At 70.0% G+C, this 21,145-nt stretch carries 21 protein-coding genes and 1 pseudogene; 15 read left to right on the top strand and 7 right to left on the bottom strand.

What is annotated here, in order from left to right:
- Positions 1–26: 26 nt before the first annotated feature.
- Together CNO20_RS17650 and CNO20_RS17655 are read right to left on the bottom strand one after the other, a co-directional pair.
- On the bottom strand, positions 27–1,115 hold the full coding sequence (locus tag CNO20_RS17650; RefSeq protein WP_101297456.1) for a glycosyltransferase family 4 protein: 1,089 nt from the start codon (positions 1,113–1,115) through the stop codon (positions 27–29).
- Positions 1,112–2,254 carry a glycosyltransferase gene (locus CNO20_RS17655; RefSeq protein ID WP_101297457.1) on the bottom strand — a complete coding sequence of 381 codons (1,143 nt, stop codon included), beginning with the start codon at positions 2,252–2,254 and terminating at the stop codon, positions 1,112–1,114. Before CNO20_RS17655 ends, CNO20_RS17650 begins: the two co-directional genes overlap by 4 nt.
- 116 nt (positions 2,255–2,370) lie before the next feature.
- Between CNO20_RS17655 and aglJ the strand changes: the two genes are divergently transcribed.
- Positions 2,371–3,312 (top strand): S-layer glycoprotein N-glycosyltransferase AglJ, encoded by a 942-nt coding sequence (gene aglJ / locus CNO20_RS17660; RefSeq protein WP_101297459.1) that lies wholly within the window; start codon positions 2,371–2,373, stop codon positions 3,310–3,312.
- On the opposite strand, the gene CNO20_RS17665 is transcribed toward aglJ, so the two are convergent.
- A complete protein-coding gene (locus tag CNO20_RS17665; protein WP_101297461.1) occupies positions 3,289–3,615 on the bottom strand; it encodes a DUF5789 family protein in 327 nt (108 codons plus the stop codon). The two genes, aglJ and CNO20_RS17665, sit on opposite strands and share 24 nt — an antisense overlap.
- Before the next feature lie 121 nt (positions 3,616–3,736).
- Between CNO20_RS17665 and CNO20_RS17670 the strand changes: the two genes are divergently transcribed.
- Positions 3,737–3,946 carry a ribbon-helix-helix domain-containing protein gene (locus CNO20_RS17670; protein ID WP_101297462.1) on the top strand — a complete coding sequence of 70 codons (210 nt, stop codon included), beginning with the start codon at positions 3,737–3,739 and terminating at the stop codon, positions 3,944–3,946.
- A 130-nt stretch (positions 3,947–4,076) separates the two neighbouring features.
- Here CNO20_RS17670 and CNO20_RS17675 read toward each other — a convergent pair.
- Positions 4,077–4,487, bottom strand: a pseudogene (locus CNO20_RS17675) (hypothetical protein); the annotation flags it as partial.
- 211 nt (positions 4,488–4,698) lie between these two features.
- Here CNO20_RS17675 and CNO20_RS24145 point away from each other — a divergent pair.
- A complete protein-coding gene (locus CNO20_RS24145; protein ID WP_269844155.1) occupies positions 4,699–4,833 on the top strand; it encodes a DUF7503 family protein in 135 nt (44 codons plus the stop codon).
- Between the two features lie 35 nt (positions 4,834–4,868).
- On the opposite strand, the gene CNO20_RS17680 is transcribed toward CNO20_RS24145, so the two are convergent.
- Together CNO20_RS17680 and CNO20_RS17685 are read right to left on the bottom strand one after the other, a co-directional pair.
- The gene (locus CNO20_RS17680; RefSeq protein ID WP_101297464.1) at positions 4,869–6,920 is read right to left on the bottom strand and encodes a hypothetical protein; all 2,052 of its coding nucleotides are present in this window, start codon (positions 6,918–6,920) and stop codon (positions 4,869–4,871) included.
- 97 nt (positions 6,921–7,017) lie between these two features.
- The gene (locus CNO20_RS17685; RefSeq protein WP_394337271.1) at positions 7,018–7,704 is read right to left on the bottom strand and encodes a hypothetical protein; all 687 of its coding nucleotides are present in this window, start codon (positions 7,702–7,704) and stop codon (positions 7,018–7,020) included.
- Between the two features lie 110 nt (positions 7,705–7,814).
- Here CNO20_RS17685 and CNO20_RS17690 point away from each other — a divergent pair, with 110 nt between their 5' ends.
- Positions 7,815–8,540: a VOC family protein gene (locus CNO20_RS17690; RefSeq protein WP_101297466.1), complete on the top strand. Its 726-nt coding sequence runs from the start codon at positions 7,815–7,817 to the stop codon at positions 8,538–8,540.
- Positions 8,541–8,612: 72 nt separating this feature from the next.
- On the opposite strand, the gene CNO20_RS17695 is transcribed toward CNO20_RS17690, so the two are convergent.
- A complete protein-coding gene (locus tag CNO20_RS17695) occupies positions 8,613–8,900 on the bottom strand; it encodes a DUF5779 family protein (RefSeq protein ID WP_101297468.1) in 288 nt (95 codons plus the stop codon).
- Between the two features lie 410 nt (positions 8,901–9,310).
- Between CNO20_RS17695 and CNO20_RS17700 the strand changes: the two genes are divergently transcribed.
- The 11 genes from CNO20_RS17700 to CNO20_RS17750 all read left to right on the top strand — a co-directional run bounded on the left by CNO20_RS17700 (position 9,311) and on the right by CNO20_RS17750 (position 21,130).
- Positions 9,311–10,567: a LeuA family protein gene (locus CNO20_RS17700; protein ID WP_101297470.1), complete on the top strand. Its 1,257-nt coding sequence runs from the start codon at positions 9,311–9,313 to the stop codon at positions 10,565–10,567.
- A 372-nt stretch (positions 10,568–10,939) separates the two neighbouring features.
- Entirely contained in the window at positions 10,940–12,700 is a 1,761-nt protein-coding gene (gene ilvB / locus CNO20_RS17705) for a biosynthetic-type acetolactate synthase large subunit (protein WP_101297472.1), read from the top strand.
- Positions 12,701–12,743: 43 nt separating this feature from the next.
- Positions 12,744–13,421: an acetolactate synthase small subunit gene (gene ilvN, locus CNO20_RS17710; RefSeq protein WP_101297474.1), complete on the top strand. Its 678-nt coding sequence runs from the start codon at positions 12,744–12,746 to the stop codon at positions 13,419–13,421.
- A 68-nt stretch (positions 13,422–13,489) separates the two neighbouring features.
- On the top strand, positions 13,490–14,536 hold the full coding sequence (ilvC, locus tag CNO20_RS17715; RefSeq protein WP_101297475.1) for a ketol-acid reductoisomerase: 1,047 nt from the start codon (positions 13,490–13,492) through the stop codon (positions 14,534–14,536).
- A 106-nt stretch (positions 14,537–14,642) separates the two neighbouring features.
- On the top strand, positions 14,643–14,876 hold the full coding sequence (locus tag CNO20_RS17720) for a DUF7989 family protein (protein ID WP_101297563.1): 234 nt from the start codon (positions 14,643–14,645) through the stop codon (positions 14,874–14,876).
- Positions 14,869–16,290, top strand: a complete 1,422-nt coding sequence (gene leuC / locus CNO20_RS17725) for a 3-isopropylmalate dehydratase large subunit (protein ID WP_101297477.1) — start codon at positions 14,869–14,871, stop codon at positions 16,288–16,290. The genes CNO20_RS17720 and leuC overlap by 8 nt, the downstream gene beginning before the upstream one ends.
- Positions 16,287–16,952: a 3-isopropylmalate dehydratase small subunit gene (gene leuD / locus CNO20_RS17730; protein ID WP_101297479.1), complete on the top strand. Its 666-nt coding sequence runs from the start codon at positions 16,287–16,289 to the stop codon at positions 16,950–16,952. The genes leuC and leuD overlap by 4 nt, the downstream gene beginning before the upstream one ends.
- Entirely contained in the window at positions 16,945–17,967 is a 1,023-nt protein-coding gene (locus CNO20_RS17735; RefSeq protein ID WP_101297481.1) for an isocitrate/isopropylmalate dehydrogenase family protein, read from the top strand. Before leuD ends, CNO20_RS17735 begins: the two co-directional genes overlap by 8 nt.
- A gap of 200 nt (positions 17,968–18,167) precedes the next feature.
- Positions 18,168–18,932: an HTH-type transcriptional regulator GlpR gene (gene glpR / locus CNO20_RS17740; RefSeq protein ID WP_101297482.1), complete on the top strand. Its 765-nt coding sequence runs from the start codon at positions 18,168–18,170 to the stop codon at positions 18,930–18,932.
- Positions 18,929–19,837 (top strand): 1-phosphofructokinase, encoded by a 909-nt coding sequence (pfkB, locus tag CNO20_RS17745; protein WP_101297484.1) that lies wholly within the window; start codon positions 18,929–18,931, stop codon positions 19,835–19,837. The genes glpR and pfkB overlap by 4 nt, the downstream gene beginning before the upstream one ends.
- A 138-nt stretch (positions 19,838–19,975) precedes the next feature.
- Positions 19,976–21,130, top strand: coding sequence for a PTS fructose transporter subunit IIC (locus tag CNO20_RS17750; protein ID WP_101297486.1), 1,155 nt, complete (start codon positions 19,976–19,978; stop codon positions 21,128–21,130).
- Positions 21,131–21,145 lie beyond the last annotated feature (15 nt).

The following is a 21,145-nucleotide window of genomic DNA, read 5'->3' on the forward strand; positions in this document are numbered from 1 at the left end:
CCGAACCGCGCCGGCGGCTCGGGCGATCAGGCGATCCGCCGGTAGACGGCTTCGATCTCGTCCATGACCTCGTCCCACGTCGGCAGCGGCTCGCTCGGCGCTCGTCGGCCCACAGCCTCCCTGACGCCGGCCGCGACCGCGCCGGGCGCGGTTCGGCCGTCCCCGTCCAGCTCGACGCCCACGCAGTCGTCGCGCGCCGCCCAGTCTCCGAGCGCGCCCGCGGAGCGGACGACGCAGGGCGTCCCCGCGGCGAGCGCCTCGGCGACGGTCATCCCGTACGCCTCGAACGCCGACAGGGTGACGAACGCCTCCGCGCCCGCGTAGAGCCCCGGGAGGTCCGCGTCCGGGACGAACCCGAGAAAGTCCACGCGGTCGGAGACGCCGACCGATCGGGCGACCCGCCGCAGTTCGCCCTCGTGGGGGCCGGTCCCGGCGACGACGAGGTCGAGGTCGCCCCCCAGCTTCGGCAGCGCGCGGACGGCGTGCTGGACGCCCTTGTACGCCTCCAGCCGACCGACGCAGAGCAGGTACGGCCGGTCGCGCTCCGCCGGCGCCGCGTCGGCGAACCGGTCGACGTCGAGGCCGTTCGGGATCACCTCGGCGTCGACGCCGAAGTCGCGCGCCAGCGCGCGGCGCTCCCACCCGCTGACCGCGACGACGGCGTCGGCCTCCCGGAGCGCCCACCCGCCGAGCGGCCGGTACGCGCGGAGGAACCGATCGCGGACCGCCGACGCGCTCGCCCCGTGGTAGTGGGGCGTCGCGACGAACGGGGGACGCGAGCCGCGTCGAAGGGGGGACCGCGAGCCGAGTGCCGCGAAGAGGAGCGGGAGGGAGTGGTAGTTGTGCGCGTGGATCACGTCGGGGGTCGCCGCGCGGACCACGGCGACGACGCCCGGCGCGGCGTGGAACGCCCCGCCGGGTTCGATCCCGGGGTGGCGGACGACGCGGACCCCGCGCCGGCGCTCCCGCCGGGGTGCGTCGGCGGAGCGGGCGTCGGCGGCGTGGACGGCCACCTCGTGGCCGCGCGCGGCGAGCCGCTCGGCGAGCTCCGAGACGTGCGTCTCGACCCCGCCGGCGTGCGGCGGGTACCTGGAGGTGACCTGGAGCACCCTCACTCGAACGCCTCCCGGGACTCCCGATCGATCTCCCAGATCCCGTCGCCCCCGCCCGCGAGGAGGCGGACGGCGGCGACGAGGAGCGACGCCTGCGAGTCGAGCACCGCGTAGAGCGGCTGGAGGGGACCGAGCCCGTCGCGCTGCCCCAACCAGGCGAAGGCGACGACCCCGGCCGGGACCGCCAGCCCGGCCGCCCCGACGGCGGAAACGGCGGCGAGCGTCGCCGAGAGCGCCGCGAGGACGGCGAGCCACGGCGAGACGACCATGAACCACCAGTTGAAGGGGAGGACGACCCGCCCGTACCGGCCGTACCGGCCGAGCATGTCGCGGTTCCGGACGAGCAGCCTGAGCAGTCCCATCGCCCGCCGGTCCTTCCGCTTTCGGCGCGTCCGGAAGCCGGACGCGCCGGACTCGGCGAAGCGCATCGCGGGGTCCATCACGACGCGCTTGCCGGACCGGCGGATGCGGAGGGCCACCTCGGTGTCGTCGGCGAGCGAGTCGGGGTCGATCGGGACGAAGTCCTCGCGCCGGAAGGCGAAGCAGGGGCCGTGGAAGATGAACGTCGAGTCGAGGTGCGATTCGAGCGCCTGGAGCCTCGAGAGCATGTCCCGGTAGTCGGCCTCGACGGCGCTGTCGCCGAGTACCTCCGACTGCCGGCCGGTGACCGCGCCGATCCGCTCGTCGGCGAGGTTCGCGACCGCCTGGCGGAGCGCGTCGGGCGCGAGCGTCGAGTCGGCGTCCGTCCTGAAGATCACCTCGCCCGACGCCGCCCGGAACGCCTCGTTGAGGGCGGGCGCGACGCCGCGGCGCTCGTCGTCGCGGAGGGTCGTGAGACGGGGCGATTCGCGGTCTTCGAGGTACGATCGGACGATCTCGGGGGTGCCGTCGTCGCTCGCGTCCGCCAGGACGAGTTCGAGCTTTTCGGTCGGGTACTCGAGCGCCAGGACGTCGTCCAGCTTCCGCTCGACGATCGTGGCCTCGTTGTACGTCGGCACCACGACGCTGACCGCGGGCTCCCAGGGCCGCTTTTCGGCCGGCGACCCGGACGGGCGGGCGGTCGCGTACAGCAGCGCGTAGCCGAGGTACGGGAGGCCCGCCGCGGCGAAAAGCGCCGCGGTCGCGCCGACGAGGAGGTCCATGGGGTCGGCTACGCGCGTGATCGCATAAAAACACGAGGGAACGAGTGTCGGCGCGCGCGACATTTCCGAGCCGCGGGAGGAAGCGTTTTTAACGGACCCGCGTCGAGATGCTGTCAATGGATCGCGCCGACGTCTGCGTACTCCTTCCGACCTACAACGAGGCCGAAACCATCGGCGAGGTGATAGACGGCTACCGGCGGGAAGGGTTCACCGACATCCTGGTCGTCGACGGGGAGTCGACGGACGGGACGCAGACGATCGCGGCGGAGCACGGCGCGCGCGTCGTTATCCAGTCGGGGACCGGGAAGGGACAGGCGGTCCGCGAGGCGATAGAGCACATCGACGCCGAGTACGTCCTCATGGCCGACGGCGACGGCACGTACCGGCCGGGCGACGCGGACGCGATGCTCGCGCCCCTCGAAGCCGGGTACGAACACGTCATCGGCGACCGCTTTGCGAACATGAAGCCCGGATCGATGACCCGTCTCAACCGGCTCGGAAACCGCGTCGTCAACCGCGCGTTCGCCTACATCCACGGCCGCGACCTGCGGGACATCCTCAGCGGGTACCGCGCGTTCACGCGGCGCTCGTTCGCGCGGCTCGCGCTCAGCGCGGACGGGTTCGGCATCGAGACGGAGATGGCGGTCGAGTGCGTGAAACGGGACGTGAAGACGAAGGTCGTGCCGATCACGTACCGGCCGCGCCCGGACGGGTCGGACACGAACCTCCACCCGCTCCGCGACGGCGGCATCATCTTCCTCGAACTGTACCGGCGGGCGAAAACCAACAACCCCCTCTTTTACTTCGGGAGCGTCGGCCTCCTCTCGACGATGTCCGGGGCGCTCCTGGCCGTGTACGTCGCCGTCGAGTGGATCACCCAGCGGATCTCCCACGAGGTGATCGCCGTCGTCGCGGCCGCGGCGATCATCTTCGGGGTCCAGCTCCTAATGTTCGGGGTCCTGTCGGACATGATATTCACCCTCCACCGCGAACAGCTCCAGAAGATCGAGGAGATCGAGGAGCGACCGCCGCGACTAGAACGGAAGCAGCGTCCGTAGGCGGCCGACGATCCCCGTCGACGAGGACCGCCGCTGCTCTTCGAAGATCGGGTGGAGCCGGTCGAGGAGGTCGGCTTTCGTCTCGAATCGATCCCGCGACAGGCGCGAGAGCGCCTCCTCGAGGTCCAGCGTGTTACCCGCGCCGTCGGTCGGAATCGCCGTGTCGTCGAGCGCGCGGACGATCTCCTCGCTCGACGCCGGGAACTCCACGCCGGCGTCGTCGAGGCGCGCGCCGACCGCCGGGATCCCGAACTCGATCACGTCGGGCGACGACGACGAGCCCTGTGGTGGCCTGACTCCCATCTCGGCGAGAGTATGTGCTCCTGCTTGAAAAACGTCCGCACCGCTCTCCCGCGGCAGAGCCGGCGTCGTCCCCGCGGACCGGCCAGCCAAACTTATCCCGGGCGCGACCCTCCGACCGACTATGACGGAGTACACGACCGTCTCCATCCCCAAGGAACTGGCCGAGCGGGTCGACGAAACCATCGAGGGAACGAGCTTTTCGAGCACGAGCGACCTCGTGCGCTTTCTCCTCCGGAGCATCGTCATCCAGCACCAGCGACAGGGACAGCTCACCGAGGCCGAGTTCGAGGAGATCGCCGCACAGCTCGCCGACCTCGGGTATCTGAAGTGAGGACGTCCGGCTGCCCGAAGTGAGGACCTCCGTTACCGAAGTGAGCGCGACGCCGCTCGTCCGGTAGTTCGGCGGTCGGCGGGGCGGCGACGGAGGGGGGTGCGAGGAAGCCCGCTCTTTTCGTCCGTTTTCAGGCCAGCGACTCCCGCGGCGGTTCGGCGTCGAGCAGCGACAGTTCGAGCCGCGCGCCCGATCGGTCGAACGCCGCGAGCGACCGATCGTCCCACGGCGGGACGGCGACGAGCACGACCGCCGCGAGGTCGTCGCGCTCGGTGAGTTCGAGCTTCCCCTGCGGGTGCGTGACGAACCGCGCGCGGCCGCGGCCGGCCGGCGTCCCGAGATCGACGCCGAACACCGCCGTCACCGAACTGCCGGCGTCCGGGAGGTAAAAGTGCGTCAGCACTGGCGTCTCGGGCTCCAACCCGAGGTCGCGGTCGAACTCCCCGGCGGGCGTCGCGGCGAGGACGACGTTGATGGCCTCGGGCTCGGCGTCCGCCGCGAGGTCGAGCAGCACGTCGGCGAGACCGCGCGTCGCGTAAACCACGGCCGCACTACGCCGGCCTCGCCCATAACGCCGTCGGGCGCGCCCGCTTACTGCCTGACTAAGCGTCCGTCGAACCCGCATAACACCTGATTAGTGAAGTGGTTTGCTCGCGAGATATATTTCGACGCCGACCGGAGATCAATCATTTAGTTCTATCATATTAATGTCAGAAATTTTTAAATACTGCGGCGTAGACTGGATAGTTGTGATGAAGGACAGCAACCCCAACTCGTACCTGGCTGAGAACCCCCGAATGATCGGCGTCCTGTTCGCGATGGTGCTGCTGCTCTCGCAGGCGGGGAGCGCGGTGGCCGGCTACGCGACCGTATGTGCTGGCCCGTGAAGGATCTCAGCTCGGAGAAGTAGCGTCGAAACGCGTCAGAACTCGCTCAGGTCGAGCTCGTCGGTCCACGCGAGTTCGCCGTCGAGCAGCACCGGCGTTCGTTCGACCGCGAGCGTCTCGCGGAGTTCTTCCGCCGTCACCGTGTACGTGTCCAGCTCGCCGGACGCCAGATAGTGCACTCCCGGTTCGGCGTTGAACGTCCCGGTGATGCTCCCCATGCCGTGCGACGACGTCGGATAGAGACACGGCGTGATTTCGTACCCGTTTTCGACCGTGTCGACGGTCAGGAGCACCGGTGCCTGGCTGTCCGACTGGACCACGTCGAGGTTCCCGTCGCCGACGACGATGTAGTGGCATCCGACGATCGACTGGTCCTTGGCGATGTTCAGGGCCACGCGAAGCGGGAAGCCCTGGTTCAACAGCCGGACCATCGTCTTCCCGACGCTCACGGCCCCGCTGTTTATCACCTCGGCGAGGGTCACGACGCCGCCGATCGCGCCGCGCTCGATGAGCGCCATCCCCTGCTCGTAGGAGCCACACGCGTTCAGGAAGAACGCGTCGACGCCGACGTACTCCAGTTCGCGCACGTCCAGCTTCCCGTCGACGCACTCGAACCCCTCGTCGTCGATGTGGCCGATGTAGTGCAGGAAGTCGCCGTCCGTCTCCACGACCGCGCGCAGGGCGTCGACGGAGAGATCCCGGTAGATGCGAACGTCGAAGGGCAGGTCGTCGCGGGTGCCGTACACCTGCTCTGCGAGGTCCTGCTCTTCGTCCATCGTCGGATCGTTGCAGACGACGGTGATGTCGATGTCGCCGTCGGACGCCTCGCGGCCGAGGCGGTTGCGGAACGCCCGCACCGACGCCTTGCTCGCGCCGATCGGCGCGTCGTCGCCGGCCCACGCCTGCTCGATCGAGTCGGCCTTCGACGGCTGAATGAGCGGCGGACTGCTGACCGTCGCTCCCGCCGCGCTCCGGGTGAAATCGTCGATCGCGGCCGTCTGCGCCTCCGACAGCGAGACCGACCGCCCCTCCGGCAGCCGAACGACCGCGAGGTCGTTCACGAGGAACGGGAGCAGTTCGGCGTTCCCCGGCGTCGGGTCGACGTGCGTCGTCAGCTTCCACTCCGGGACGAGGTCCTCGACGAGTCCGTACGGCACGTCGAGGTACGCCCGCAGCTGCTCGGAGAGCGGCCGGTCGTAGAGCGACGCGAAGTCCAGGCCGGTCACCCGCTCGGCCCGGCGGCGCTCGTGGAGGTCGACCTTGTAGTACCCCTCGGTCCGAGTGGCGCAGTCGAGGAAGAACGTCTGCTTCAACACGCGCTCGACCTCGCTTTCGAACCCCCTCGGAGGGTCCAGCGCGTGCTCGAACCCGTCGTCGGTGACGATCCGCGCCGTCGCCCCCGGCTCGACCCGCGCGCCGAGGTAGTACGAGAGCGGCGCGACGGGGTAGAGGTAGCGCAGGCTCGGCGGGATCTCGATCCTGACGCCCGTGTCCGGGGGCGTCAGCTCGCCCGGGACGCGGAGTTCGTCGCCGAGTTCGACGAGGGGCGGGTGGCCCCGGAGCGTCGGGTACGACCGCTCGCAGGTCGTCGTCTTGAGCGCCGATCCGAGCGCGGACACGGCGCGCATGAGATCGAACGGCTCCTCCGTCGTCGTGATCGTCGCTTCGGGGCGCTTGTGGTGCGAGCGCGCGCCGACGAGGACCTCGCCGCGCCGGCCGAGGTCGACCGTCGTCCGCTCCGCGGAGGCGCGAACCGTCAGCGGCCCGTCCGCGAGCACGTACAGCTTGATCGGCGCGCAGAGTTCGACGCTGTACCGTCCCGCGGGGAACTCGCGACCGCTGAAGTGTTCCACCTCCGCGAGCATCTCGCCGTCGGCGTCGCGGACGTAGGTCGCCACGACGCTCGGCAGCGCGATCGACCGCGTCCGAACCGAGACCGCCTCGTCGACGGGGAACCGGAAGCGCTCGCCGGCCGCCGGTTGCGGCGTCACCGGGTCGCTCGTCAGGAGGGTGCACTGCCGTCGCTCGATCGCGTCGGTGACCGTCACCCCCTCGCACTCCGTCGAACGACCGAAGGAGACGCTCACGGCGTCTCGCCTCCCCCCGCGTTACGCGCCCGGACCGCCGAAGTCATACGCCCTCTTGTTTCAGCCGAATTTACAAAAACCTACCGACGAGTTGAAACTACGTCGAGAGAAGCGCCCGGATCGTTTTCCCGTACAGCGCCGGGGTCCGGCGGCGGGATCCTGAGAGCGCCTCCCGGAGTGCCGCCGTGGCGTCCTCGAACACCCCCGCGCCGTGCCCGACGAGAATCCGGTTCGGTCGCAGCCCCGCGAGCGGCCGCTTCGGCGGGAGCAACCGGAGCATCGGATGGACGCCGAGGCGCTCTCCGTCCGCCAGGAAGAACTCGCTCGTCCCGACGGACTCGGGCACGAGAAGCGTCCCGTCCTCCTCGCAGTACAGTCCGACCTCCTGCCACGGCGGGACGGCCGAGTTCTTGATCGTGAGGGCGCGGTACCCCGTGTCGGGGAGTCGGCGCGAGAAGCGTTCGACGGGCGCGTCGAGCTCCGAGGCGACGCCCGTCATCCAGTCGGGAAGGTACACCGGCACGTCGTGCCGCTCCGCGAGGAGATCGGCGTCCCGCTTGTGGCGGTCGAGCCCCACCACCACGCCCGCGACCTCGCCGAACTCGGCGAGCAGCCCGTCCAGACTGGGCGCGTCGACGGGGTCGACGACCCACACGTCGCCGTCGATCGCGAGCGCGTGACCGGCCCGCTGCATCGCCTCGTCCGGGTACGCGATCCAGCCGACGCCGCCCTCCCAGCGGTCGATCTCGCGCAGGTTCGCGGGTCCGTCGCCCTTCAGCTGCATGCGCCCGACTTGGGACGGAAGCCGCATAAAGCCCCCCGGCGAGCACCCTCTTCTCCCGACGGTCACCCTCCTCCCCCGGCGCTTTAACCCCCCGCGCGCGTACGACAGTCATGCTCACCTCGCTCCGCCACCTCGCGCTCGAAGTGAAGTACCTCGATCGGGCGCGCTCGTTCTACGTCGACCGGCTCGGTCTCTCGCCCGCGCGCGAAACGGACGCCGAACTCGAGTTCGACCTCGGGGGGACGGCGCTGACGCTCCGGCGTCCGACGGCGGTCCCCCGCGGCGGGCTCCACACCCACTACGCCTTTTCGACGCCGAAGGCGGCGTACGACGACTGGCGCGATCGGCTGTCCGATCTCGACCCGGAGGAGCACAGCTTCGGGTCGTACCGGTCGCTCTACGTCGACGACCCCGACGATCACTGCGTCGAGATCGGGGGGATCGACGGCGGAAGCGCGGACGGGGAGCTCACCGGCATCTTCGAGGTCGTCCTGGAGGTCGCAGACCTCGGTCGGGCCGAGGAGCTGTACGCCGCCCTCGGGTTCAACCCGGTCGATCGAGGGAGGGAGCGCCGCCGAGTGCGGCTCCGGGGACCGTTCGGCCTCGCCGCCGACGGCGATGGGCCGCCGCGCCCACTGGATCTGGAGCTCTGGGAGCCGCAACTGGGTCTCGCGGACGCGCGCGGCGGGGTGCACGTCGACCTCGGCTTCGGGACCGACGATCCGGCGGAGGCGGTCGACGCCGTCGCCGACCGCGTCTGCGAGCGCGAGCGGATCGACGGCGGCGTCCGCGTTCGGGACCCCGACGGCCACTACCTGACGTTCGTCGCGCCGTGAGCCCCCGGCGCGTTCGTCGCGCCCCGAACGCCGCTCGGGGCACTCGATTCTCGGAGCGGCGCGGAAAACGACTTACAACAGGTCGGTGTCGATCTCGACGCCCGGGGGGCTGACGACGAGAAAGCGCCGGAAGTGCATCAGCTCGCCGCCCATGTCCCTGACCTCGCGCGCGAAGCCGGCCGCGAGCGTGTTCAGATCGCCCTCGATCGCCAGCACGAGGACGTTCCCCTCGTCGACGTGTCGTATCCACGTGTTCGGGTCGGTCTCCCCGTTCAGCACTCCGAGCACGACGTCGCCCGTGATTTCGTCCTCCTCCAGCTGTTCCTCCGCGCCGCGGAGATCGAGGTCGAAGTCGCTCATACCGGTGCCTTGATTCGGGGTGAGAAAAGCGTTCGGTACCTTCGGGAGCCACGACGCGGCCAGAGCGGGGGCGAGTCGACGTCCACTGTGAGGCGACTGCGCCCTCCCGCGCCGACCGCTCGGGCGGCCCTTTTCGACCCGCTTTCGGTCACCTTCGCTCCGTTTCCGGTCCGGGTCCATGTCCGTCCAGTCGGAGGCGCGCGTGACGCGCCCCGACCATAATTTCTACAAAAATAGGAAGAAATATTGTGCTCCGTAATCTTCCCCCCGATCGAGACGCCGACGAGATATAATTCGATATAAGGCGACAGGAGTGTATAAGGTCGACTACGTCCCGCGGTTTCGCGGAACCGATCGGACAGCCGATCGTACCAGATCCCGAAGAGGGACTGTCTCAGGGACAGGCTTATATACGAGATGGGCGCTGGTACCAGTCACGATGTCCCACAACGACACAGAGGGCGCGTCGGTATCCAGCCCGGCGGGTCGAGTTCTTCGAGGGCACACTGAACTCCACATCTGAAATCGACACTGTACGGATTTTCGATACGACGCTCCGCGACGGCGAGCAGTCGCCGCGCACCTCGTTCAGCTACGACGACAAGCGCGAGATCGCGGCGACGCTCGACGAGATGGGCACCCACGTCATCGAGGCGGGGTTCCCGGTCAACTCCGACGCGGAGTTCGAGGCCGTCCGCGACATCGCGGCCGCGACGGACGCAACGACCTGCGGGCTGGCCCGCGTCGTGGACAAGGACGTCGAGGCAGCGCTCGACTCCGGCGTCGACATGGTGCACGTGTTCGTGAGCACGAGCGACGTGCAGCTGCGCGACTCGATGCACGCCTCCCGCGAGGAGGCGAAAGAGCGCGCGGTCTCCTCGGTCGAACGCGTCCGCGAGGCGGGCGTCGACGTGATGTTCTCGCCCATGGACGCGACCCGGACCGACGAGGCGTTCCTCGTCGACGTGATCGAGGCCGTCACCGAGGCGGGCGTCGACTGGATCAACGTCCCCGACACCTGCGGCGTGGCGACGCCCACGCGCTTCGGCGACCTGATCCGGCTCGTCCGCGAGCACACGGACGCCCGCGTCGACGTGCACACGCACGACGACTTCGGCCTCGCGTCGGCGAACGCGATCGCCGGGTTCGAAGCGGGCGCACACCAGGCGCAGGTGTCCGTCAACGGCATCGGCGAGCGCGCCGGCAACGCCGCCTACGAGGAGGTCGTCATGGCGGCCGAGAGCCTCTACGACGTCGACACCGGGATCGACACCGCCCGGATCACGGAGCTGTCCCGGACGATCGAGGAGAAGTCCGACATCCCCGTCCCCGCGAACAAGCCGGTCGTCGGCCGGAACGCGTTCTCCCACGAGAGCGGCATCCACGCCGCCGGCGTCATCGAGAACTCGGACACGTTCGAGCCGGGCGTGATGACGCCGGAGATGGTCGGCGCGAAGCGCGAGTTCGTGCTCGGCAAGCACACCGGCACCCACTCCGTCCGAAAGCGGCTGGAGGACGCCGGCTACCGACCGACCGACGCCGAGGTGAGGCGGATCACCCGTCGGGTGAAGGACTTCGGCGCCGAGAAGCGGCGCGTCACGGTGACCGAACTGGAGCGGTTCGCCCGCGAGATGGGGGTCGACCGGAAGGAGGAGGTCCGGGCGTAGGATGGCCCGACCGCCGTCCGCACCGACCGAGGAGCGCCGCGAGAGTCGGCGCGCCCCGCGGGCGGACGCCGGCCGGACCCCGTGCAACGTTTGCACGCCGCGAAAAGGTTATGCCGCTCGGGGCGGTTCCACCGGATACGATGAACCGGCACGCCGACGCCGACCGCGCGCGGACCGCCAGCGAGCGGTCCGTCCGCGGCGGCGAGGGCGTCGGTCGGTCGCTCATTATTGTAGGGGCTGCCTAGCCCCTCACCACCCCCATCCCCGATTCGGCCTCGCACTGCTTTCCGACAGCCACGCAGCCACGTCCACGATGGACAACACAACCGACCGACAGCACACGACACGAGACCAACGGAGGGACAGCACCGAATGAGCGAACGCGCGACGCAACCGGCACCGGACAGCGAACGGAACGAACCGGACGAGCCGACCGAGCGACCGCCGGTCACCTCCGGCGCCGAGGCGGCCGTCCGGGCGCTCGAAAACGCCGGCGTCGAGGCGATGTTCGGCGTCCAGGGCGGGGCGATCATGCCCGTCTACGACGCCCTGTACCACTCGGACATCCGCCACGTCATGATGGCCCACGAGCAGGGGGCGGCCCACGCCGCCAACGCCTACGGCGCCGTCAGGGGCGAGCCGGGCGTCTGCCTCGCCACATCCGGCCCGGGCGCGACGAACCTCGTCACCGGCATCGCCGACGCCGACATGGACTCGGACGCGATGCTCGCGCTGACGGGACAGGTCCCGGCGGACATGGTCGGCTCCGACGCCTTCCAGGAGACGGACACGACCGGCGTCACCGCGCCGATCACGAAGCACAACTACTTCGCGGGCGACGCCGACACCGTCGGCGACACGGTCGGCGAGGCGTTCGAACTCGCCAGGGCGGGCCGACCGGGGCCGACGCTCGTCGACCTGCCGAAGAACGCCACGCTCGGCGAGACGGCGCGCGAGCCCGGCCCGGCCCGGCTCCCGGAGACGTACGCCCCGCAGCTCGAAGCCGACGACGACGCGGTGGCGCTCGCCGCGCGCGCGATCGAGCGCGCGGACAAGCCGCTGCTCCTGTTCGGCGGGGGCGTGATCAAGGCCGACGCGACGGAGACGGCGCGCGAGTTCGCGATCGACAACGGCATCCCCGTGGTGGAGACGATGCCGGCCATCGGCGCGATGCCGGACGACCACGAGCTGTGCATGGAGTGGGCGGGGATGCACGGCACCGGCTACGCGAACATGGCGATCACTCACACGGACCTCCTGATCGCGGTGGGCTGCCGGTTCGACGACCGCCTCACCGGCGGCGTCGACACCTTCGCCCCCGAAGCGGAGGTCGTCCACGTCGACATCGACCCCGCGGAGATCAGCAAGAACGTCCACGCCGACTACCCGCTCGTCGGCGACGCCGGCCGCGTGCTGGACCAGCTCGACGAGGAGCTCGAGCGTCCCCCGGACGCCCGCGAGTGGCGCGAGCAGTGCCGGACGTGGAAGGAGGAGTACCCGATGGACTACGTCACGCCCGACGACGAGCCGCTGAAGCCGCAGTTCGTCGTCGAGGCGCTCGACGAGGCCACCTCCGACCGCGCGATCGTCACGACGGGCGTCGGCCAGCACCAGATGTGGGCCGCCCAGTACTGGACGTTCCGCCACCCGCGGACGTGGATCTCCAGCCACGGCCTCGGCACGATGGGCTTCGGCCTGCCCGCCGCCATCGGCGCGCGCTTCGCCGCCGAGGACGACCAGGAGGTCGTCTGCATCGACGGCGACGGCTCCTTCCTCATGACGATGCAGGAGCTGTCCGTCGCGGTCCGCGAGAACCTCGACATCACCGTCGCCGTCCTGAACAACGAGTACATCGGGATGGTCCGCCAGTGGCAGGACGCCTTCTTCGAGGGCCGGCGGATGGCCGCCGACTACGGCTGGTGTCCCGAGTTCGACAAGCTGGCGGAGGCGTTCGGCGCCCGCGGCTGGTCCGTGGACGAGTACGACCAGGTCGCGCCGGCCATCGAGGGGGCGCTCGCGCACGACGGCCCCTCCGTCATCGACTTCCACATCGATCCGGCGGAGAACGTCTACCCGATGGTCCCGAGCGGCGGCGCGAACGGGAAGTTCGCCCTGTCGGAGGAGCAGCTATGACGGCCGGCGGAGCGAGCGCCCGCCGCGCCCCGCGGGACCCGAGGTGGTCCGCGTGACGGGCGGACTGCGAGGCCCCTCCCCGGAGGAGCGACCCCACCCGGAGGGGCGGCGGAACAGCCAGGGGATCCGCATCGACCCCGAGGCGGAGGCCGAACCCAGGACGCGAACCGCGGTCGTCTCCGCGCTCGTCGAGCACGAGCCGGGGGTCCTCTCGCGCGTCTCCGGGCTGTTCTCCCGCCGGCAGTTCAACATCGAGAGCCTGACGGTCGGACCGACCACCGTCGACGGCCACGCCCGGATCACGCTGGTCGTCGAGGAGACGGACCCGGGCATCGACCAGGTGAAAAAGCAGCTCGCGAAGCTCAAGCCCGCCATCTCGGTGGGCGAGCTGGACGACGACGCCGTCCGCGCGGAGCTCGTCCTCCTGAAGGTGCGGGGCGACGAGCCGGACAAGGTCCACGCGATCACCCAGATGTACGAGGGACAGACGCTGGACGCGGGCCCGCGAACCATCACGGTCCAGATCACGGGCGATCACGGGAAGATCGACGACGCCGTCGACGCCTTCCGGCAGTTCGGGATCATCGAGATCGCGCGGACCGGCCAGACCGCCCTCGCGCGCGGCGACACCCCGACCACGCCCGGCGAGGAGCCGGGCCACACCGCCGAGCCGGCTGGCGACGGCGCGGACCGAGGCGTACCGGATACGAACAGCGACTGAGGAACCTGCGCGGAGAACGACCGGAAAACCGACCCGCGATAGACAATCACAACCCACCCAGACACACCATGACCGACGAATTCACCACCGAGGTATACTACGACGACGACGCGAACCGCACGTACATCGACGACAAGACCGTGGCCGTCCTCGGCTACGGCAGCCAGGGCCACGCCCACGCGCAGAACCTCGCCGACAGCGGGGTCGACGTGGTCGTCGGCCTCCGGGAGGACTCCTCCTCGCGGAAGGCCGCGGCGGAAGACGGGCTCGACGTGGCGACGCCGGCCGAGGCCGCGGCCCGGGCCGACATCGTCTCGATGCTCGTCCCCGACACGGTCCAGCCGGCGGTGTTCGAGGAGATCGAAGGCGAGCTGGAGCCGGGCAACACCCTGCAGTTCGCCCACGGGTTCAACATCCACTACAACCAGATCGAGCCGCCGGAGAACGTGGACGTGACGATGATCGCGCCCAAGTCGCCGGGCCACCTCGTCCGGCGCAACTACGAGAACGGCGAGGGAACGCCCGGCCTCCTCGCGGTGTACCAGAACGTCTCGGACGAGGCGAAGGAGGAGGCGCTGGCGTACGCCCACGCGATCGGCTGCACGCGCGCGGGCGTGATCGAGACCTCGTTCCGCGAGGAGACCGAGACGGACTTGTTCGGCGAGCAGGCGGTCCTCTGCGGCGGGGTCACGAGCCTCATCAAGCAGGGGTACGAGACGCTCGTCGACGCGGGCTACAGCCCGGAGATGGCGTACTTCGAGTGCCTGAACGAGATGAAGCTCATCGTCGACCTGATGTACGAGGGCGGGCTCGGCGAGATGTGGGATTCGGTCTCCGACACCGCCGAGTACGGCGGCCTCACGAAGGGCGACGTGATCGTGGACGACCACGCCCGCGAGAACATGGAGCGCGTGCTCGAAGGCGTGCAGAACGGCACGTTCGCCCGCGAGTGGATCGCGGAGAACCAGGCCGGCCGGCCCTCCTACACGCAGCTCCGGCAGGCCGAGAAGAACCACGACATCGAGCGGGTCGGCGGTCGGCTGCGCGAGCTGTTCGCGTGGGCGCAGGAGGAGAGCGAAACAGAGGAGAAAACCGAGGTGACCGCGGATGACTGAGCGAAACGGACGAACACGGAACGGACGAAACCCGACCCGCGAGCGCGCCGAACGCGATCCGGCGGGGTCGACGGCGAGCGACGCGGAGGGGAGAGACGAGCGAACGATGAGGGACGTGACCCACACGCACCCCTACACGGGCGAGACGTTCGGCGCGGTGTTCCAGCGCGGGCCGGCGGTGGCGGACGGCGGGGAGTCCCCCGCACGGTCGCGGGGCGAGACGATGGAGGACGTGGATCACACCCCGCCGCACGGCGAGAGCGCGAACCGCGTCTGGGCCCGCGGCGGTAACGAGGCCGAGGTGGCGGACGTACGGAGTCGGAGGACCGTAGATGAGTGAGGGGACGCTGTACGACAAGGTGTGGGAGAACCACGCGGTCGCGGAGCTCCCCACGGGCCAGACCCAGCTGTTCGTCGGCCTCCACCTCATCCACGAGGTGACGAGCCCCCAAGCGTTCGGGATGCTGCGCGAGCGCGACCTGGACGTCGCCTACCCCGAGCTCACGCACGCGACCGTCGACCACATCGTCCCGACGGCGGACCAGTCGCGGCCGTACGGCGACGACGCCGCCGAGGAGATGATGGCCGAGCTGGAGGAGAACGTCCGCGAGGCGGGCATCCAGTTCTCCGATCCGAACAGCGGCGACCAGGGGATCGTCCACGTCATCGGGCCGGAGCAGGGACTCACCCAGCCCGGCAAGACCATCGTCTGCGGCGACAGCCACACCTCGACGCACGGCGCGTTCGGCGCGCTCGCGTTCGGGATCGGCACCTCGCAGATCCGCGACGTGCTCGCGACGGGCACCGTCGCGATGGAGAAGCAGAAGGTCCGGAGGATCGAGGTCACGGGCGAACTCGGCGACGGCGTCGAGGCGAAGGACGTGATCCTCGAGGTGATCCGGCGGCTCGGCACCGAGGGCGGCGTCGGCTACGTCTACGAGTACGCCGGCGAGGCGATCGAGAACCTCGACATGGAGGGCCGGATGTCCATCTGCAACATGTCGATCGAGGGCGGCGCCCGCGCGGGCTACGTCAACCCCGACGAGACCACCTACGAGTGGCTGCGGGAGACGGACGCCTTCCGCGACGACCCCGAGCGGTTCGAGGAGCTGAAGCCGTACTGGGAGTCCGTCCGCTCCGACGCGGACGCCGAGTACGACGACGTCGTCGTGATCGACGGCGACGAGCTCGAACCGGTCGTCACCTGGGGAACCACGCCCGGACAGGGCGTCGGCATCACCCAGCCGATTCCGTCCCCCGAGGACCTCCCCGCGGACAAGCGGGAGACGGCCCGGCGCGCGCAGGAGCACATGCGCGTCGAGCCCGGCGAGACGATGGAGGGCTACGAGATCGACGTGGCGTTCCTCGGCTCCTGTACGAACGCGCGGCTGCCCGACCTTCGCCGCGCGGCGCGGATCGTCGAGGGCCGGCGGGTCCACCCCGACGTGCGCGCGATGGTCGTCCCCGGCAGCCAGCGCGTCCAGCGGGCTGCCGAGGAGGAGGGGCTCGCCGACGTGTTCAGGGAGGCCGGCTTCGAGTGGCGCAACGCCGGCTGTTCGATGTGCCTCGGCATGAACGAGGACCAGCTGGAGGGCGACGAGGCCTGCGCGTCCTCCTCGAACCGGAACTTCATCGGCCGACAGGGGAGCAAGGACGGCCGGACGATCCTCATGAACCCCCGGATGGTCGCCGCGGCGGCGATCGAGGGCGAGGTGACCGACGTGCGCGACCTGAAGGAGGTGACGGTGGCGTGACGACCGAGGAGATCCCGGAGGTCGAGTCGGTGACCGGAACGGGCGTCCCCGTCAGGGGCAACGACATCGACACGGACCAGATCATCCCGGCGCGCTTCATGAAGGTCGTCACGTTCGACGGCCTCGGCGAGTTCGCCTTCTTCGACCAGCGGTTCGACAGCGCGACGCCCGCGGCGTCGCGTGACGGAGACGGCGGAGCCGTCGAAGCCCAGGACGATCCCAAGGACCATCCGTTCAACGACGAGCGGTTCCGCGACGCCTCCGTCATGGTCGTCAACGCGAACTTCGGCTGCGGCTCCTCGCGCGAGCACGCCCCCCAGGCCCTGATGCGCTGGGGGATCGACGCGATCGTCGGCGAGTCGTTCGCCGAGATCTTCGCGGGCAACTGCCTCGCGCTCGGCATCCCGACCGTGACGGCCGACACCGAGACGATCGAATCCCTCCAGGCGTGGGTCGACGAGAACCCCGACGGGGAGATCGAGGTCGACGTGGCGGCCGAGACGGTGACGTACGGCGGAACGACCGTCGAGGTCGCGGTCGACGACGCCCAGCGGAAGGCGCTCGTCGACGGCGTCTGGGACACCACGGCGCTGATGAAGTCGAACGCCGACGCGGTGCGCGCGACCGCGGAATCCCTGCCCTACGTGAGCCTCGATGACTGAGGAGATCGTCGTCGTCCCGGGCGACGGCATCGGCCCCGAGGTCGTCCCGGCCGCGATCCGCGTGCTCGACGCGGTCGGCGACTTCGAGTTCGTCGAGGCCGACGCGGGCGACCGCGTGAAGGAGGAGACGGGCGAGGCGCTCCCGGCGGAGACGTACGACCTCGCCGCGAGCGCGGACGCGACGCTGTTCGGCGCGGCCGGCGAGACCGCGGCTGACGTGATCCTCCCCCTCCGGCGGGCCGTCGACTCGTTCGTCAACGTCCGCCCCGCGAAGGCGTACCCCGGCGTCGACGCGCTCCGCCCCGAGACCGACCTCGTGTTCCTCCGCGAGAACACCGAGGGCGTCTACGCGGGTCACGAGGACCGCCTCACGGACGACGTGTCGACGCTCACCCGCGTCGTCACGGAGTCGGCCTCCCGGCGGCTCGCCGAGTACGCCTGCGAGTTCGTGCAGAGCCGCGACGAGGCGGCGTCAGCCGCCGCCGAGGAGACGACCGACGGCCGCGACGCGTTCACCGTCGCCCACAAGGCGAACGTGATGCGCGAGACGGACGGGCGGTTCCGCGACGCCGTCCTGTCGGTCGCGGCTGAGCGGGGCGTCGAGGCGAACGAGGTCCTGATGGACGCGTTCGCGACGCGCGTCTGTCTCGACCCGACGCAGTTCGGCGTCGTCGTCTGCCCGAACCTCGCGGGCGACGTGCTGTCCGACCTCGCCGCGGGGCTGGTCGGCGGACTCGGCCTGCTGCCGAGCGCGAACGTGGGGCCGGAGCGGGCGCTGTTCGAACCCGTCCACGGCACCGCCCCGGACATCGCGGGCGAGGGCGTCGCCAACCCCTCGGCGACGATCCTCTCGGCGGCGATGCTGCTCGACTACCTCGGCCGGAACGACGCGGCGGCGAGCGTCCGCGACGCGGTCGAGAGCGTCCTCGCCGACGGCCCGCGGACCCCCGACCTCGGCGGCGACGCGACGACGACCGACGTGACCGAGGCGGTCGTCGACCGGCTCGACGGCTGATCGGTTCGATCGTTTTCGTTTCCGCACGCTCCCGACGCTTCCCGCAGATAGCGACAGCGCCCTTCGGCCGGCGGTCCTTCGCGCCGCTCGTTTCGCCCGACATAATATTCTATACGACATCGTCAGAAACAATCGAGAACGCAACACGAACAGTTAACACGGTCGGGAAAACAATCAAAGGCGAGATCGGATCGAGAACCATGCTACCCGCAGAGCGAAAACGGAAGATCGTCGAACTCGTGTCGGAGGCCGACGGGCGATCGGTCGAGGGACTCGCGGACGAACTGGGTTTCTCGAAGGCGACGATCCGGCGCGACCTCCGCAGTCTGGCCGACGACGGCCTGATCGAGCGGTCCCACGGCGGCGCGGTGCCGACGACGACGGTCGGGCGCGAGCAGACGTACGGACAGCGGGAGGTGCAGAACCTGGAGGGGAAGCGCGCCATCGGCGCGCGGGCGGTCGAGGAGATCCGCGAGGGCGAGGTGGTGTTCTTCGACGCCGGGACGACGACGATGCAGGTGGCCAAGCAGGCCCCGCGGGACGGCTCGCTGCTCGCGGTCACGAACGCCCCGCGGCTGGCGGTCGAACTCGGCGAGGAGGACACCGAGGTGATGCTCACCGGCGGGACGCTGCGCCGCCGAACCCGCGCGCTCGTCGGCCCCACCGCCGAGAGCTTCATGGAGCGGATGAACTTCGATCTGCTCTTTCTCGGCACGAACGCGATCGACCTGGAGGAGGGGCTGACGACGCCGAACGAGGACGAGGCCCGGATGAAGCAGCTGATGGTCGAAAAGTCGGAGCGGGTCGTCCTCGTCGCCGACGCGAGCAAGATCGACGAGCGGAGCTTCGTCAAGTTCGCCGACCTGACGGACGTCGACGTGTTCGTCACCGACCGCGAGCTCCCGCCCGCCGTCCGCGAGGGGTTCGAGGCGGCGGGAACGGAGGTCGTGGGGGTGTCCGCGTGATCCTCACGGTCACGCCGAACCCGGCGCTCGACCACACGCTCCGGCTCGACGAGCCGCTTCGATCGGGCGTCGTCCACCGGACCGACGCGGCGCAGTTCGACGCCGGCGGCAAGGGGATCAACGTCTCGCAGTACCTGCGCGCGCTCGGCGAGTCGACCCTCGCGACGGGCTTTCTGGGGAACCCGTTCGGAAGCGTCCTCCGCCGGCAACTCGCGGCCGACGGCGTCGCCGCCGACTTCGTCGACATCGACGACGGGACGCGCCTCAACACCACCGTGCTGACGCCGGACGGCGAGTACAAGATCAACCACGACGGGCCGACCGTCGGCGAGGGGGCGACCGAGTCGCTGCTCGAAACGATCCGACGGCACGACCCCGACACGGTCGTCGTCGCTGGGAGCCTCCCGCCGGGGGTCGACGCGGACGCCGTCGACCGGATCGCGGCGGCCGACTCCTGGGAGGTCGCCGTCGACGTCGGCGGCGACGTGCTCCGATCGCTCTCGGGGGAGTACGCCCTGTGTAAGCCGAACCGGGAGGAGCTCGCGGCGGCGACCGGCGAGCGGCTCGACGCCGTCGAGGACTGCGCGGCGGCGGCCGAGGCGCTGCGGGCGCGGGGGTTCGATCGGGTGGTCGCCTCGCTGGGCGCCGACGGCGCGGTGATGGCGACGGCGGACGGCACCCTCTACGCGCCGGCGCTTGAGACGGACGTCGTGGACACCGTCGGCGCGGGCGACGCGCTCCTCTCGGGGGTGCTCGCCGCGCTCGCGCGGGGGGAATCGGACGCCGTCGCGCTCGGGTACGGCGTCGCGGTCGCCGCCCGCGTCACCGCCGTCGCCGGAACGACCCTCCCCGGGTTCGGCGACGTGTCCGCCGCCGCCGAATCCGTGACCGTTTCTGAGTACTGAACCGTCACCTTCGGCGCTTCCGCACGGGTTTGATCATCCGATTCCCGGTATCCGAATAATGTGGAAAGTATCGATCAGAAACGATCGCATTCGGAAAATCTTTTGCACACGTGCAGAAACTATCGTGAAGATACTGGCATGACGTCGAGAGACAGGGCGGAAGGCGCGCTGCGGGCGCACGTCACCTCCGTCAAAGAGGACCTGATGACAGGCGTATCGTTCATGATCCCGTTCGTGACGATCGGCGGGATCCTCCTCGCGCTCGGGTTCGGCCTCGCCAACCTCGGGTTCTTCCCGGGGGACACGGAGACGGTGTTCGACCAGACCGGGTCGATCCCGTGGTACCTCGCCGAGATCGGCGTGCTCGGGTTGACGATCATGGTCCCCATCCTCGGGGGGTACGTCGCGTACGCGATCGCGGACAGACCCGGGCTCGCGCCGGGGTTCATCCTGTCGTACACGATCCAGCAGGGGAACCTCATCGACGCGGCCGGCGCCGCTGTCGGATTCAGCGCCGGCGGCGCGACCGCCGGGTTCCTCGGCGCGATCGTCGCCGGCCTCCTGGCCGGGTACGTCGCCCGCTGGCTGAAGAACCTGGACGTGCCGGGAGTCATAGAGCCGATGATGCCGGTGTTGATCATTCCCGTCGTCACGACGCTCCTCCTCGCGCCCGTCATGCTGTTCGTGCTCGGCGTCCCGATCGCCGTCGCGAACCAGGCGCTGACCGACTTCCTCCGCTCGATGCAGGGGCAGAGCGCGCTCCTCGTCGGCGTGATCCTCGGGGCGATGATGGCCTTCGACATGGGCGGTCCGGTGAACAAGGTCGCCTACGTGTTCGCGGTCGGACTGCTCAGCGCCGACCCGCAGCCGATCACGCAGCCGATGGCCGCCGTGATGATCGCGGGGATGGTCCCGCCGATCGGACTGGCGCTCTCGAACTTCGTCGCCCCGCAGAAGTACGCCGCGGAGCTGTACGAGAACGCGAAGAGCGCGGTACCGCTCGGCCTGTCGTTCATCACCGAGGGCGCGATCCCCTACGCCGCGGCCGATCCCGTCCGGATCATCCCGAGCGCCATGGCCGGGAGCGCGGTCGGAGCCGCCGCCTCGATGGTGCTCGGGGTCACCATGCCCGCGCCGCACGGCGGCATCTTCGTGTTCTTCCTGTCGAACCGGCCGCTCCTGTTCCTCGGCTGTATCCTCCTCGGTTCGATCGTCACCGCCGCGGTCGCCACGGCGATCAAGCCCGACTACGAGGAGACGATCGACAGCGCGAGCGCACAGTCCACCGATTAGCCGCACCATTCACGG

Origin of the sequence: Halegenticoccus soli (genome assembly GCF_002844195.1) — an archaeon.
Taxonomy (GTDB): domain Archaea; phylum Halobacteriota; class Halobacteria; order Halobacteriales; family Haloferacaceae; genus Halegenticoccus; species Halegenticoccus soli.